The sequence below is a fragment of the Pseudomonas sp. LP_7_YM genome, assembly GCF_004364435.1.
GTDB lineage: Bacteria > Pseudomonadota > Gammaproteobacteria > Pseudomonadales > Pseudomonadaceae > Aquipseudomonas.
This window is the reverse complement of the sequence record NZ_SOCT01000006.1, coordinates 283,108-298,646: the sequence shown is the minus strand read 5'-3', so window position 1 is coordinate 298,646 and position 15,539 is coordinate 283,108. Positions and strand designations below refer to the sequence as shown.

At 58.3% G+C, this 15,539-nt stretch carries 13 protein-coding genes; 12 read left to right on the top strand and 1 reads right to left on the bottom strand.

Annotation, left to right across the window (positions count from 1 at the left end):
- Window positions 1-231 precede the first annotated feature (231 nt).
- Both rhtA and EC915_RS16800 read left to right on the top strand, forming a co-directional pair.
- A complete protein-coding gene (gene rhtA, locus EC915_RS16805; RefSeq protein WP_133751648.1) occupies window positions 232-1,116 on the top strand; it encodes a threonine/homoserine exporter RhtA in 885 nt (294 codons plus the stop codon).
- A 179-nt stretch (window positions 1,117-1,295) separates the two neighbouring features.
- Entirely contained in the window at window positions 1,296-1,586 is a 291-nt protein-coding gene (locus EC915_RS16800; protein WP_133751647.1) for a hypothetical protein, read from the top strand.
- Window positions 1,587-1,740: 154 nt separating this feature from the next.
- Here the strand turns inward: EC915_RS16800 and EC915_RS16795 are convergent, their stop codons facing one another.
- On the bottom strand, window positions 1,741-3,549 hold the full coding sequence (locus tag EC915_RS16795) for an aminopeptidase P family protein (RefSeq protein ID WP_133751646.1): 1,809 nt from the start codon (window positions 3,547-3,549) through the stop codon (window positions 1,741-1,743).
- Window positions 3,550-4,441: 892 nt separating this feature from the next.
- Between EC915_RS16795 and EC915_RS16790 the strand changes: the two genes are divergently transcribed.
- The 10 genes from EC915_RS16790 to EC915_RS16745 all read left to right on the top strand — a co-directional run bounded on the left by EC915_RS16790 (window position 4,442) and on the right by EC915_RS16745 (window position 15,478).
- Entirely contained in the window at window positions 4,442-5,227 is a 786-nt protein-coding gene (locus EC915_RS16790; protein WP_177413383.1) for a hypothetical protein, read from the top strand.
- A gap of 80 nt (window positions 5,228-5,307) precedes the next feature.
- Complete coding sequence (locus EC915_RS16785) at window positions 5,308-6,429, top strand: DegT/DnrJ/EryC1/StrS aminotransferase family protein (RefSeq protein WP_133751645.1); 1,122 nt, start codon at window positions 5,308-5,310, stop codon at window positions 6,427-6,429.
- Between the two features lie 44 nt (window positions 6,430-6,473).
- Window positions 6,474-7,988: a lipopolysaccharide biosynthesis protein gene (locus EC915_RS16780; RefSeq protein ID WP_133751644.1), complete on the top strand. Its 1,515-nt coding sequence runs from the start codon at window positions 6,474-6,476 to the stop codon at window positions 7,986-7,988.
- 15 nt (window positions 7,989-8,003) lie between these two features.
- Window positions 8,004-8,933 (top strand): glycosyltransferase family A protein, encoded by a 930-nt coding sequence (locus EC915_RS16775; RefSeq protein ID WP_133751643.1) that lies wholly within the window; start codon window positions 8,004-8,006, stop codon window positions 8,931-8,933.
- Window positions 8,923-9,375 carry a low molecular weight protein-tyrosine-phosphatase gene (locus EC915_RS16770; protein ID WP_133751642.1) on the top strand — a complete coding sequence of 151 codons (453 nt, stop codon included), beginning with the start codon at window positions 8,923-8,925 and terminating at the stop codon, window positions 9,373-9,375. The genes EC915_RS16775 and EC915_RS16770 overlap by 11 nt, the downstream gene beginning before the upstream one ends.
- Complete coding sequence (locus tag EC915_RS16765; RefSeq protein ID WP_133751641.1) at window positions 9,376-11,592, top strand: polysaccharide biosynthesis tyrosine autokinase; 2,217 nt, start codon at window positions 9,376-9,378, stop codon at window positions 11,590-11,592.
- 36 nt (window positions 11,593-11,628) lie between these two features.
- A complete protein-coding gene (locus EC915_RS16760) occupies window positions 11,629-12,429 on the top strand; it encodes a WbqC family protein (protein WP_256658753.1) in 801 nt (266 codons plus the stop codon).
- 6 nt (window positions 12,430-12,435) lie between these two features.
- Window positions 12,436-12,957 (top strand): transcription/translation regulatory transformer protein RfaH, encoded by a 522-nt coding sequence (rfaH, locus tag EC915_RS16755; RefSeq protein ID WP_133751640.1) that lies wholly within the window; start codon window positions 12,436-12,438, stop codon window positions 12,955-12,957.
- Between the two features lie 269 nt (window positions 12,958-13,226).
- Window positions 13,227-14,228, top strand: a complete 1,002-nt coding sequence (locus tag EC915_RS16750) for a glycosyltransferase (protein WP_133751639.1) — start codon at window positions 13,227-13,229, stop codon at window positions 14,226-14,228.
- Window positions 14,225-15,478, top strand: a complete 1,254-nt coding sequence (locus EC915_RS16745) for a glycosyltransferase family 4 protein (protein ID WP_133751638.1) — start codon at window positions 14,225-14,227, stop codon at window positions 15,476-15,478. Before EC915_RS16750 ends, EC915_RS16745 begins: the two co-directional genes overlap by 4 nt.
- The last annotated feature ends 61 nt before the right edge of the window (window positions 15,479-15,539 follow it).

Here is a 15,539-nt window from a genome sequence, read left to right as displayed (position 1 = left end):
GCCTACTTCGTCCAACTCTTTGATTATCAAGGAGTTTTCCGTTTCGTCTGCGCCGGAAGTGGGGCGAATTATAGACACATCCAGAGGGGCGTCAAGCACTTATGTTCATATCTTTTAAAATAACGTCGGAAGAGGCGGATTGCGCAATATATTGCCCATATGCGCTTTATTCATCATCATTGCCTGCCACCTATATAGTGCTTCACCTGCCCTTTGGATCCCTATCAAGCAATGAACGCAAAGCAAAGTAGTCTGGCCTCAACGTTTCTACCCGTTGGAATCCTGTTGGTAGCCATGATCTCAGTCCAGACCGGCGCTTCCCTGGCCAAGTCGCTCTTCCCAGTTGTTGGCGCGCAAGGCACAACCGCGTTGCGGCTGATCTTCGCCAGCATACTGATGATCGTGATCCTGCGCCCATGGCGTACGACCTTCACGGCCAGCTCGCTGCGAACGGTGCTTCTATATGGTATCGCTCTGGGCGGAATGAATTTCCTCTTCTATATGGCCATTCGTACCATCCCGCTGGGGATTGGTGTCGCCCTGGAGTTCACCGGTCCGCTGGCAGTCGCTTTATTACATTCGCGCAAGATCACCGACTTCATCTGGATTGCCCTGGCGGTAGTCGGCCTCTGGTTGCTGATCCCCACGGGCCAGGCAGACACTCTGGATCTGACCGGCGCGCTCTACGCGCTCGGTGCCGGTGTCTGCTGGGCGGCATACATTATGTTCGGCCAGAAAGCCGGGGGCGATCACGGTGTGCAGACTGCAGCGCTTGGTGTGATCATCGCAGCCATCTTCATCGCGCCGATTGGCGTGGTTCACGCCGGTAGCGCCCTGCTCGACCCGTCCCTGATCCCGATAGCGCTCGGCGTGGCCATTCTTTCGACCGCACTGCCTTACAGCCTCGAAATGATCGCTCTCACCCGGATGCCGGTACGCACTTTCGGCACCCTGATGAGCATGGAGCCTGCGGTTGGCGCACTGTCAGGGCTTCTATTTCTGCACGAAACCCTTTCGCTGACCCAATGGCTGGCCATCAGCGCGATCATCATTGCCTCGGCGGGTGCAACCCTGACCTCGCCGTCGAAGCCCACCGCTCTTGTGGATGCCGAATGAGGGACATTTATCGTTCGTTATACGTTGCCACTAGCATTTGTCACGCCGTTGCGCCATGTTTACGCCCGGACCTCATCCACTGCGCAGCTTCATCTGAACGGGCATAGCGGCGGCTTCAGGGGCGCGAGCGAATTCAAGCTAAAGACTGAACGGTCATTGCCGCTCAGGTAAGGAAATGAATGAAGTACTTTCTAATAATGCTGGCAATAGTGAGCGTCGCTGGGTGTGCGGCCACTTCCACGCCAGTGAAGAGCAAGCGAGGTGTGCATATCAACTGCTCCGGACTGTCGTCCTCCTGGGACAAATGCTATGAAATGGCGACCGATTCCTGCGAGTCGAAGCAATACAGGGTGATTGCCAAATCCGGCGAAGCTTCGGAAGACCCGACTGAATTCCCGCTAGGGCTTAACCCCGCCGGCTATACCAGTCGAAGCATGATCATCGTCTGCAAGAAGCCGGGCCGCCCCTGATGATTGCCAGATCACGACCGATTGGCTGCAACATGCACCGCAGCTAGTCCTTTTAGGCCCGCCTGCGTCTCACCGTCTCGGGCGACGGACTATCTCCTCGATTGATCTCAAAGACGACCCGCTGCCCCAATAGCAGCGGTGTCACCCAATTGAGTCAGACAGCGGCCGTTTGCGTTTCAAGCCAAGCCAGCGCAGCGCCTTCCAGCAGAGGGCTCAAACGCTGCTTGACGTGAGCATGGTAGTCGTTCAACCACTTACGCTCTTCTTTTGTCAGCAGGCTGACCTCCAGACAACCTGTGTCGATCGGACAAAGCGTCAGGGTTTCGAATTTTAGAAACTCGCCAAACTCGGTTTTGCCTGCCTCCTGGTTGAGGACCAGATTCTCGATCCGCACGCCCCATTTCCCCGGGCGATAGGTGCCCGGCTCGATGGAGGTGATCATGCCCGCCTGCATGGCAGTCTGAGGTGTGACTGGGGCCTGGTAGGCGATGACCTGTGGACCTTCGTGGACGTTGAGGAAGTAACCGACCCCATGACCCGTGCCATGACCATAATTGACGCCTTCGGCCCAGATCGGCGCCCGAGCGATGCCATCCAGCAGCGGCGATGGAATGCCACGCGGGAAACTGGCGCGGGACAACGCGATAACGCCCTTTAGCACCCGCGTGCAGTCGCGTTTCTGCTCTGCGGTAGGAGAACCGATCGGCACCATACGGGTGATATCCGTGGTGCCACCCAGATACTGGCCGCCGGAATCGATCAACAGCAGGCCGTCGCCCTCGATCTGCGCGTGTTCTGTTTCGGTCGCGCGGTAATGCGGCATCGCACCGTTGCCATTGAAGCCCGCAATAGTAGCAAAGCTTTGGGAAATGTAGCCGGGACGCCTGGCTCGTGCGGCGCTGAGCTTTTCGTCGATGGTCAACTCGCTGACAATCTCAGTGCCCAGCGCTGTGTCCAGCCATGCGAAGAACTCGCACAATGCTGCGCCATCCTGCTCCATGACCTGGCGAATGTGTTGTGCGTCCGCCGCGCTTTTCTGTGCTTTGAACAAGGTGGTCGGGTTGAGCCCTTCGACCAGCGTCACTTCGCTGTCCAGGTAGTCGAGCAAACCGCAGGTGACGCGCGCCGGGTCGACGAGGAGACGTGCATCGCGAGGAACATCGCGCAGCGCGGCGCCAATGCTGGTGTACTCGCGCAACGTGATGCCCTGGCTCTGGAGGGCTTTACGCAATGCGGGGTTCACTTTCTCGGACGCGACGAACAGGCTGACCGTATCAGGCCCGATCAATGCGAAGGAAATAAACACTGGGTTGTAGGACACATCTTCGCCCCGCAGGTTAAAAAGCCAGGCGATGTCGTCCAGCGTGGCAATGAAATGCCAATCGGCCCCACGCTCGGCAAGCACGCCACGCAAGCGGGCCAGCTTTTCAGCACGAGACTGAGTTGCATGCGGGGCAAGGTGCTCATAAATAGCCTGAGCGGGTAACGCGGGACGGTCGCCCCAAAGTTCGGTCAGCGGGTCGAAATCAGTGCGCAGTCGTGCGCCGCGTTCATAGAGCTTGCCAGCCAGCGTACGAGAGGAAGCCACCGCCAGTACCGCGCCATCGACCGCCACCACCGAGTCAGCCCTGGCCTGCTCGGCCAGCCACTCCAGAGGACCGGGTTGCCCCGACAGGAGTTTGACAAGTTCGATTCCGCTGCCTGCCAACTCCTTGCTTGCCTGCTCCCAGTAACGACTGTCCGCCCACACGCCAGCGAAGTCGGCAGTGATGATCAACGTGCCCACCGAACCGTGGAAACCCGATAACCACTGGCGGCCCTGCCAATAGCCTGGCAGGTATTCGGAAAGATGAGGGTCGGCCGATGGCACAAGCCAGGCATCGATACCTTCACGACTCATCAGCGCGCGTGCCTGCGCCAGGCGTTGGGCTGCCACTCCACCGGTTTTCGACTGCGTATTCATTGCATCTCCTGCTGACCCGAAAGGTTTGCGTCGCACCCCAGAGATAATGGAGGACGTATCGGTCCGGATCAACCGGATGAAGGTGCTCCAGCAAGGTTCGAAGCTCAAAAGGTCTCAAGCCTCAACCGCCCAAATCCGCCGTGGTCATTAAAGGCATCTGCAAAGTCCGAAGCCCACTCTATGCGCTGGCAGACATCTGTTCTTACGCTGAACATGCAAGTTCAAGAGGCCAGCAAGAACATTATTGGAAATACGGGGGGTGGAACTCTTCTGCATCAATAGATATCACTGCAAACATATTCAATTAACTCGCGCCATATAACAGCTATACCCTCCCCGCGCCTGACTTCTGGCGGCAGAAAAACGTCTTCCCGCGTTTCCGCCACCGGGAAGCGCCAACCGTCGCAGTTATATGAAATGCCGGTAGAGTGCTTTCTTGAATCCGATGTTTTTTTGACTCCTATAAAAATCAATGAGTTAGAAATTCCCATTCTCCATCTATCAAAAACATAACAAAATGTTGGCGAAATAATTTGACAGAAACACCGCGCCCGCCGATATATATGCCTGTCCCATACGCCCGGTTTTAGCAGCATAACCCCTGAGCTGTGCGTCAAAGACATTCCGAGTTTTATCCGCCAACGAAGTTAATAGAGCAGACGGCGTGTCACTTGCGTCGGTGGGCTTTTGTTGGCTCAAAGAAATGTTTCCAAATTACTGAAAGTGCTCGGTAGGGCGGTAGCTTTGCCCAATGAATCGTCAGGACATTTGAAAGCAGTCAGCGCAAAAAGAACCGTAATAGAAACGGCAGGATCTGCAGATTCGGGTGGCGTGGTGCCCGAACTAACGCAACACGCCGTGTCCCCGTTACCTCTTTGGAGGGCGCAACGCAATGCCTTTATCTTTCAGCATGGATGAACAGCTGGCTAATCGTCTGACCAACGAAATCGATACCTGCGGCTTTGCGAAACTGGAAGCTGCGGTCGGTGAAGCAGATCTTCAGCAATTGCGCAGCTGGACGGACGAACAAGCCCGCAAACATCAGGGCGAATACTTCGCTTATCACGGCGAAGCAGCCCTGGCCGACAGCCTGCTGGCCAGCTACTGGACTGACCCACGATTCAAATCCTTGCTCGGATCCCTGTACCGCCACGCCGCACAGCGCGACGCACGCAGCGACAGGATTTTTCCGGTACTGCGCTGCGTGCAAGGCAATCAGGGCAAGCGTGAATCCAACGCTTTCCACTACGACGCCAGCCTGGTCACCGCACTTGTCCCTGTGTTCATCCCCACCGAAGGTGAAGAGCTCGGCGATCTGATGCTGTTCCCCAATATCCGGCGGGTGCGTTCCTGGGTGTTGTTCAACGTGATCGAAAAAGCATTGTTGCAGAACAAGGTAACCCGCAGCTGCATCATCAAAGGCATGCAGCGCAAGTGGCTTAAGCCTTACGTGCTGCGCCTGGAGCCGGGCAGCATCTATTTCTTCTGGGGCTATCGCACGCTGCACGCCAATCAGCCTTGTGGCGCGAACGTCAAGCGCGCCACTGCGCTGTTTCATTTTGGTGACCCTCATACAGGAAGTCTGGCGACCCGGTTGATCCTCAGGATCAACCAGAGTCGAGCGCGACGGATGAGCAACAAGGCCGGCAATCAGCCACCCGCCCCTACCCAGAGCTGAACGGTTCGACCATCGCGTTGCGTTTTGCAGGATGGCTGCCGGAAAAGCCGTGAAGATTCACCTCAGAAATGGAGTTTTCGATGATCAATGTAACCAAGGCCTACCTGGGCGATATCGACAAGTTCAAGACTTACGTCGAGGGAATCTATGCGCGCGGCTGGCTGACCAACCACGGCCCGCTGGTGGGCGAACTCGAACAACGCCTCAAGGATTATCTGGGCGTAAAGCACGTGATCCTCACCAACAACGGCACCCTTGCGCTGCAGGTCGCCTATCGCGCGCTGGGTTTAAACGGCAGCGCAGTGACCACTCCGTTCAGTTTTGTGGCCACCAGCAGCTCGCTGCAGTGGGAAGGCGTGCGACCGATCTTCGCCGACATCGATGCGCAGACCTGGAATATCTCACCTGAGCACATCGAAAGCCGTATCGTTTCCGACACCACTGCCATTGTTGGTACTCACGTATTCGGCAACCCTTGCGCAGTCGAGCGCATCGAAGAGATCGCCCGTCGGCGCAATCTGAAAGTGGTGTACGACGGCGCTCACGCTTTTGCCGTACGTCACGCGGGCAAATCGGTGTTGAACTGGGGTGACATCAGCACGCTGAGCTTTCACGCCACCAAGCTGTTCCACACCGTCGAGGGCGGCGCCATCATCACCCATGACGATGAGGTGGCACGCCGCGTTCACCTGCTGTGTAACTTCGGCATCGCCGATGTGGACAAAATCGACGGCATAGGCATCAACGCCAAACTCAACGAATTTTCCGCAGCGATGGGCCTATGCATCCTCGACGACATCGAGAATATTCTTCAGCAGCGCGCTGAAATAGCCCACCGCTACAGCGCATCCCTGGGTGATTACGTCGATTTGCAGAAAGCGCAGGACAACAGTCAGCTCAACCACAGCTATTACCCCATCGCGCTGAGTGATGAATCGCAGCTGCTGCGCCTGCGTAGCGCTTTGAACACCAACGGCATCAACCCTCGCCGGTATTTCTATCCGTCGCTGGACACCCTTGAATACCTGCAACCGCAGGCAGCGCAAACCACTTCGCGCGCCTTGAGCGAACGAGTGTTGTGCCTGCCCATCTATCCGGGCCTGAAGCTTGAGGATCAGGAACGGGTAATTGCCACGGTCATTGCCGAATGCAGCCGAGCCCATACGCCGTATCAACTGCGGAACATGGCGAACGCCATCTGAGCCCTGCAAAACGCCAACGCTTATGCCGGCAAGAAGGACAGACCATGCAAACCAAGCGCTCAGTCATACGCAATACCGCGTTGAGCTATGCAGGACAGGCCTACACCCTGCTGGTGGGCATCCTGATCATGCCGTTCTACCTGGGTCACATGGGCGCCGAAGCCTATGGCCTGATCGGATTCTTCTCGGTCTTGCAGGCCTGGCTGCAGCTGTTGGACGCAGGTTTGTCGCCCAGCCTGGTGCGAGCCGTAGCGCACCAGCAGGGTGCCCAAGTGCAGGATTACCACTCAGGCCGCCTGCTGCGCTCGTTCGAACTGATCTTCATACCTCTGGCCGGTCTGTGCTGCCTGGCGATGACAATCGCAGGCGACTGGATTGCCGTGCACTGGCTCAACGCCAAGGAGTTGTCGACCCAGACCCTGGTCGAATGCATCGCCCTGATGGGCTTCATCATCGCGCTGCGGCTGTACTCGACACTGTATAAAAGCGGCATTCAGGGCCTCGAACACCATGCATGGTTGAACATCGCCAACGTCATCATCGCCACCCTTCGCTACTTCGGCGGGCTGTTTCTGGTCAGTACGATTTCCAGCGACCCGGTGGTTTTTTTCAAATTTCAGGTACTGGTGGGCCTGGTGGAGACCCTGATATTCGCTGCCCACGCTTACCGCCAGATGCCGACCCCGTCGTGGCTGACCGGCTTCGACTGGAAACTGGTCAAGCCGATCATCCCGTTCGCGGCGAGCATGTCCGGCACGGCGGTGTTGTGGATCGTGCTGACCCAGATCGACAAGGTGCTGTTGTCCGAAATGCTCCCGCTCAACGAGTACGGGTACTTCTCGCTGGTGGCATTGATTACCACCGGGATCATGATGCTGAGCAATCCGTTGGCACAGACGCTGCTGCCGCGCCTGACCGTGCTGATGGCCGAAGGACGTCGCGATGACATGCACAGCTTGTTTCTGGCGGCTAACCGGTTCGTCTGTACCTTTCTGTTCCCGCTGGCCGCGTTGATCGCATTGCATGCCCACGAGATGGTGTATGCCTGGTCGGGCGATGAAGCTGCGGCGCAATGGAGTCAATCGATCCTGCCGTGGTACTCGCTGGGCAGCGCGATCATGGCGGTCAGCACCTTTCAGTTCTATCTGCAATATGCCTATGGGCAGATGCGTCTGCATGTCTGGTACAGCGTGATTTCAGCGCTGATCACGGTGCCGACGATGGTTCTGGCGATTCATTACCACGGTGCCGCGGGCGCCGCGATCGCCTGGTTCGTCCTGCGTGGGGTGTCGTTCGCCATCTGGCCGGCGATCGTGCACCAGCGACTGGCTCCGGGCATTCACGGAGCCTGGTTACGCGACATCATCCGCATCAGCGTGATGACCGGCATAGGTCTGGCGCTTGGCGAGCCGGTGTTGCGCATGATCGCCGATGGCAGCCGTTTCCATACCTTTTTGGGCCTGGCCGTTAGCGGCCTGATTACCCTGATGGTGATCGCAGCCAGCTACAAGCCATTGGTGACAAGGCTTTCCGTCTTGTTCAGCAAACCCAGTATCTGATACCGAGTAAACGTCATGGATGTCATTAGCGAAGGGACGAGCACCTCGCCGTCCCCTCCTCCACTGGTCAGCATCGTCTGCCCCGCCTACAACCAGGAAGCCTACATCGCTCAGACGCTGGAAGGTTTTCTGATGCAGCAAACGACGTTCGCCTTCGAAATTCTGGTCAACGATGACGCGTCCACGGATGACACAGCCCGCATCATCGCCGATTACGTGAAACGCTATCCCACCCTGATCAGGCCCTTCTATCAGCAGACAAATCAGTATTCGCAAGGCCATCCACCGGTGCCGCGACTGTTCGGCAAGGCACGTGGACGCTATATCGCCTATTGCGAAGCCGACGACTACTGGACCGATCCACGCAAACTGCAAATTCAGGTGGAGTTTCTCGAAAGCCATCCCGATTACGTGCTGACCTATCACGACGCCATCCCCTTCGACACCAAAGGCCAGTACCCCGTCCAGCTGCAAGGCAAGCTGCGCGGCGATGCAACGGCGCTGGAACTGCAAAAGGCGCGGCCGATCTCGACGCTGACCACGGTGTTCCGCAACGTGTTCGATTCCCTGCCCACGGAACTGGAGGGTGCGCCGCTCAACGATCTGGTCTGGTGGTCACTGCTGGGCGCGCACGGCAAGGGAAAGTTCATGGCCGGGATCAAACCTGCCGCGTATCGACTGCACCCGGGCGGCGTGTTTTCCATGCGTCCTGATAAACGAAAGCTGCACATGGCGCTGCAGACCTGCGGCGCGCTGGCCAACTACTACAACCGCCTTGGCAATGACGACCTCTACCAGCACTTTCTGATGGAGCTGGTCGGTTATTCGCTTTCCGCGATAACGCCCCGGCGCAAGGTGCAGACCCTGCTGCAGGTCGGACGCAACTTCGGCGTGAACATCGGCAAGAGACTGGTGACGACGTTCAGCAAAGACCATGTTCAGTAACGTTCTGCTGGTCTGCGTCGGCAACATCTGTCGCAGCCCCATGGCAGAAGCGCTGCTGCGACAACGCGTGGATGACACCGGGATCGTGATTTCGTCGGCAGGCACTCACGCCATGCTCAGATCCGCCATCGACCCACTGGCCCAGGCCGTGTTGCAAATCCACGGCGTTGCGGCGCAACGGCATCGAAGTCGGCAGATCGACCGGCAGATGCTTCACGCGGCCGACCTGGTCCTGGTGATGGAGCACAGCCAGACGCACAGCGTATTCGGGATGGCCCCCGAGGTGCGCGGCAAGACGTTTCTGATTGGCAAATGGCAACACGCACTGGAAATAGCCGACCCCTATCGGCGCCCGAAATTAGCCTTTGAACAGACCTACGAGCAGCTTTCGCGTTGCGTCGACGACTGGCTTCCTTATCTTCAGTCAGGAGATCCAAGATAAATGACCGCTATGAACCGTACCTCCCTGGAAGAAGTCCAGGATTCCCGGATCGATTTGGCGACTATCTTGCGCACACTTTTCGATCACAAGGGAATGATTGCATCGATTGTCGGGGGCTGCGTCCTGATTGGCCTCACCTATGCCATCCTCGCCACGCCGATCTTCCAGGCCAACGCGATGATCCAGATCGAGCCAAGGAAGATCGGCATCGAGGGGCGTACCGAGGTCAACAACAAGCCGCTGTCGGTTTCCCAGGCGACCACCGAGATCGAGCTGATCAAATCCCGCGCTGTGCTGGGCAAAGTTGTCGAAGACCTCAAGCTCAACATCATTCAGAAGCCCAAATACGTGCCCGGCATTGGCAGCTACATGGCGCGTCGTTTCAAGCCTGATCGCGAAGGCGAGCTGGCTTCGCCGCTGTTCGGCCTGGACAGTTACGCCTGGGGTGGCGAGAACATCGACATCTTTCAACTGCAAGTGCCTGACTCGCTTTTGGGTGAGAAGCTGACGATGGTCGTCGACAAACCTGGCACCTTCAGCCTGTATGACGAAGACAACAATAAGCTGCTCGGCGGTCCTGTCGGGCAGACCGTTGAAGGCAGCGACGTAAAGATTCAGGTTGCAGCGCTCAATGGTCGTCCGGGTACCGAGTTCACGGTCATCCGCCAACGTACCCTGACGTCGGCGCTGGACTATCAGGATCGCCTGAAGATTGCCGAAGCCGGTAAGGATTCGGGCATCGTCTATCTGGCGATTCAGGACGCTGATCCGGCACTGGCCAAGCGTATTCTCAACGAAGTGAGCCGCCTGTATGTGCGCCAGAACGTCGAACGCAGCTCGGCCGAAGCAGCTCAGCGTCTGGAGTTTCTGCGCTCGCAACTGCCTGTCGTGCGCAAGCAGCTGGAAGAGTCGGAAATTGCCCTGAACAACTTTCAGATGGGCGCCAAGTCAGTTGACCTGAGCGTGGAGACCAAATCGGTCCTGGACCAGGTGGTCAAGCTGGAAGGCACCCTGTCTGACCTGAAAATGAAACGCGTCGATGTCGAACGCCTGTACACGCCGGAGCACCCGACCTATCGCGGCCTGATGACCCAGATAGGCCAGGTCGAAGCACAGAAAGCGGCACTGCTGAAGAAAATCGAAGCACTGCCAGCCACGCAACAGGAGCTGCTGCGTCTGAACCGTGACATGCAAGTCACGTCCCAGACCTACACCCTGTTGCTGGACAAGAGCCAGGAGCAGGACATCCTTCGCGCCGGCAGCATTGGCAATGTGCGCATCATTGATAACGCCGATGTGAACATCGAAGAGCCGGCCAAGCCGATGAGAAAAATCATCGTGTTGATCGCCGCCCTTGCCGGCCTGCTGCTGGCAGTGGCGACCGTATTCGTGCGCCAGGCATTCTATCGCGGCGTGGACAACCCCGAAGTGATCGAAAACCTGGGCATGCCGGTCTACGCTTCGCTGCCCTTTTCCCGGCACCAGGAACGCATGGACAAGGCAGGCCAAAGCCGCTCAGGCAACAAGGAGCCCAGGCTGCTCAGCGTCAGCGCGCCTACCGAACTGGCGATCGAGTCGTTGCGCAGTCTGCGTACCAGTTTGCATTTCGCCATGCTCGAAGCGCGAAACAATGTGTTGATGATTTCCAGCCCGACGCCGGGCGTAGGCAAATCGTTCGTCTCCAGCAACCTGGCGGTGATCATTGCCCAGACCGGCAAGCGCGTGCTGCTGATCGACGCAGACATGCGCAAGGGTTACCTGCACAAGCTGTTCAACCTGGCGCCCAAGCACGGGTTGTCTGACACCCTGGCTGCGCGGCAACAAAGCGGTGACGTGATCAACCACACCGAAGTGCGCAACCTGGACTTCATTTCCTGTGGCTTCGCGGCGCCCAACCCGTCTGAACTGTTGATGCACGACAACTTCAACAAGCTGATCGGCGAGCTGTCGCCGCTGTACGACCTGGTGATCATCGACACCCCGCCGATTCTGGCGGTCACCGACGCCACGCTGGTCGGCCGCCAGTCCGGTACCTGCCTGCTGGTCACCCGATTCGGCCTGAGCACCGCCAAGGAAATCGAAGCGTGCAAGCGTCGCCTGATGCATAACGGCATCGTGATCAAGGGCGCGATCTTCAACGGTGTACTGCGCAAGGCTTCGACCGCGGGTTATGACTGCGCAGCCTACGGATATGCCTACACCAGTGTCCGCAAATAAGCGCACACTCAAGCAGTCGCAGTAGAGGAGACGTTCGTGGCCAGGACTCTTGCAGTGATGCAACCCTATCTCTTCCCTTATCTGGGTTACTTCCAGCTCATTGCTGCTGCAGATGTCTTCGTTCTGGGAGACGACCTGCACTACATGCGCTCGGGCTGGGTCAATCGCAACCGCATTCTGCATAACCATGACGCCAGGCTGATTCGCTTCCCGTTGAGAAAAGACGCGTTTGAATTGCAGATCAACCAGCGACAACTGTGCAGTGAGTTCGACGATGAGGCCGAGCGGTTGATTGGTCTGATTACCGAAAGCTACGAGCAGGCGCCCTACTTCGCTCAGGTCATGCCGCTACTCGAACGTCTGATTCGTTTCCCGCAACGCAACATCGCACTGTATGCCGAACATGCACTGCGAGAGATGTGTGCGTATCTGCACATCATCACGCCCATCATGCGCAGCTCTGACCTGATGCTGGGCAGCCCGGTAAACAAGCAGGAACGCATCATCCGCATGGCGCGGACCTTCGAAGCAACCACCTTCATCACACCGCAAGCAGGTTCAGTGGTGTATGACCGTGTTCACTTCGCGATCCATCGCCTGGAGGTGCGGTTCTTGCGCATGTGTGCGGTGCAATACCGGCAGTTCGGGCAGCCTTTCGTTGCCAACCTGTCAATTATCGATGTGCTGATGTTCAACTGCATCGAGCAGGTTCAACACATGCTGAGCCACTATCAACTGGACAAGAGCCCACCCCGCATCGAGACCCGGCGCCCGCTCAGGTCGATGCCACACCCCAAACTTGTTTCTACCCCGTCGAAACGGATTGCAATGGAGTGAAGCACCATGTCTGAAACCGATAGCCCTGCGAGCGACTCAGCGCGCTGGTACCTGATCCAGACCAAGCCACGCCAGGAAGGCCGGGCAGCGGAGCATTTACAGCGGCAAAATTTCGAATGCTACCGACCGCTCAAGCCGGGGGAGAAAAAGCGTGGCTCCCGCGCCCTATCCGAAGAGGAACTGTTTCCTGGCTACCTGTTCATTCGTATGGATCAGACCAGCGATAACTGGTACCCGATCCGCTCGACCCGGGGCGTGGCGCGTATCGTGACCTTTGGCGGCCTGCCGATTCCGGTGAAGAACGAGTTGATCGAGCAGATTCGCCAACGGCTGCGGGTACCGCCCAAAGTCACCTTCAAGGAAGGTGAAGCCGTGCGCATCACGGCCGAAGGCTTCAATGACGTCGAAGCCATTTTCCTCGCCGCAGATGGCGATGAGCGCGCAGTCATCCTGCTCAACCTGCTGCAACGCGAGCAGAAAGTGACCCTGCCGGTGAGCAGTCTGGTGCGAATGACTGTGCAGGCTTGATGGGGACTTTAAGCCGGTTGCCCTGCGGCTGAGGGCTTGAAGACGACCCGAATCCTGAGGGAGCGCATTCATTCGCCATGCGCGGGCGCAGCCGAAAGAGACGTGTCGACTGTATCGTCCTCTAGCCCGTGAATTCCCCACAGAAGCTGCGCGCCGTCAGCGAGTCCCTTTTTCCACCGCAATGCCCCCTGCTCGACTGTCCCTGATTTGCTTTCCAGTGCTGCGCCCTCGCTTGGCACTTTTGCCTCCCCCTTTGCCCGGAACTCGCCATGACCTCGAAAACGACGCTGGTGACGCTCACCTATGGTGACCGTTTCAATTACCTGCACACCCTGGTCAGCCGTTCGCTGGAAAGCCCGTTTATCGACCGCGTGATCATTGTCAGCAACGCTTCGACCTCACCGCTGGATACCTTGCGTCGCACCTGGCCGGAGCAGGTCAGCGTGATTCATATGCACGAAAACACCGGTTCGGCCCGTGGCTACTCGGTGGGGATCCAGGCCGCACTGGACGCTGGCGCCGAGCATATCTGGCTGATGGACGACGACAACGCACCGACCATCAATGCCATCGCGAACCTGCATCAGGTCCTCGAAGAACGCACGCTCATCGACGGCAAGGACAAAGTGGCCGTACTGGGCTTCCGCCCTACACACCAAGCCGATATCGCCGCCGGGGTGCCGCAGCGCTTTGCCATTCAGCGGCGGTCGAGCTTCTTCGGTTTCCACATCGCGCAACTGCCCTACAAGATCTGGCGTCGTTTGCCCTGGGGCGCGCCGCAGGGTGCCCACGGCAAACTGCAGATGGTGCAACTGCCGTTCGCGACCTACGGAGGCTTGCTCGCCCATCGCGAGCTGTATCGCAGGATTGGCCTGCCGCTGGATGCCTTGATGCTCTACGCCGATGACAGCGAATACACCTGGCGCATTACCGCCGGTGGCGGCCGGATCTTTCTGGTGCCGGATGCGCTGCTTGATGACCTGGAAAGCTCCTGGAACATCAAGGCACGCACCAACAACATCTATGAAAGTTTCCTGCTGGGCGGCTCGGACTTGCGCGCGTATTACGGCGCCCGCAACCAGGCCTGGTTCGACAAGAACGTCTGGGCCAGTTCTTCGCTGCTGTACAGCCTCAACCGTTGGGTGTTCTTTCGGCTGTTACGGCTGATCGCCAGGCGCAGCGGCACCCAAGAGCGTCTGAGCCTGATCGAAAAAGCCATCCGTGACGGTGAGTCCGGGGTGCTGGGTCTGAATCAGTCGTATCCCCTATGAACATTCTATTTATCAGCAGCCTGTATTCACCCCACATCGGCGGCGGCGCGGAAATCGTTTTGCAACGCACCGTCGAAGGTCTGCAACGGCGTGGCTGCCGGGTCAGTGTGCTGGTGACCGGCCCGGATACAGGGCTGTCGACGGAAACCGTCAATGACATCAAGGTCTACCGCGCTGGCCTGCGTAACTTTTACTGGCCCTTCGGAACCCAGCGGCCTGGACGTCTGTTGCGTCTGGGCTGGCACCTGCGTGATCGCTACAACAGGGCGATGCGCAGCTATGTGAAGCAGGTGATCGGTGTCGAGCAACCGCAACTGGTGGTGTGCCATAACCTGTCGGGATGGTCGGTGTCGGTATGGGACGAGATCAGTGCGGCGCAACTGCCCATTGTTCAGGTGCTGCACGACATGTACCTGATGTGCCCGGGCAGCAACATGTTCAAGCGCGGGCAGTGTTGCCAGCAGCCATGCAGCAGCTGTCAGTCGTTTCGTAAGGGACACGATGCACGCTCGGCGCAGGTTTCGTCGGTGGTCGGGGTCAGCCGGTTTATGCTCGACACGCTGCAGAAGCGCGGTTACTTCACCGCGGCCAAAGGTTACGTGGTGCACAACGCCAGCCCCTGCGCGCCGGTCATGAACGCGCTGAACCTGCAGCGGCGAGTCGACCCGGCGCTGGAAAAGGCGCCGCTGCGCTTCGGTTACATGGGCACGTTGTCCGCGCAGAAGGGCGTGGGCTGGCTCATCGCGCAGTTCCAGCGTTTGCCATTCGACGCCACGTTGCAGATCGCAGGTCGTGGTCAGGACAGCGACGAGGCTGCTTTCAGGGCGCTGGTCACTTCGCCGAAGATCAGCTTTGTCGGCTATCAGAAGCCCGAAACGTTTTACAACCAGATCGATGTGGCCGTGGTGCCATCAATGTGGAATGAACCCTTCGGCATGGTCGCCGTCGAGGCTTGCGCGCATTCGGTACCGGTGATTGCCAGCCGCATGGGCGGTTTGCCGGAGATCATTCAAGCGCCGCTCAACGGCCTGTTGTGCGACCCGAGCGATCCCGACTCGCTGGGAGATGCCATGCTCAGGCTGCATCAGCAACCGGAGCTGCTTGCCCGGTTGCGCAGCCAGTCGCGGGTCAGTGTCGGTGCGCTGTTGAATCTGGAGGCCATGCTGGACAGCTACGAAAGCATCTTCACCCAGACCGTGCAGGACCGCCTCGTGCATCGCGACCCGACGGTGCAGTCCCCTCTCGTCTGAAGATCAGCAGTCACACGATTCCATTCGCCGACGGCCCGAGACCTACCTGGGCAAGTGCTCC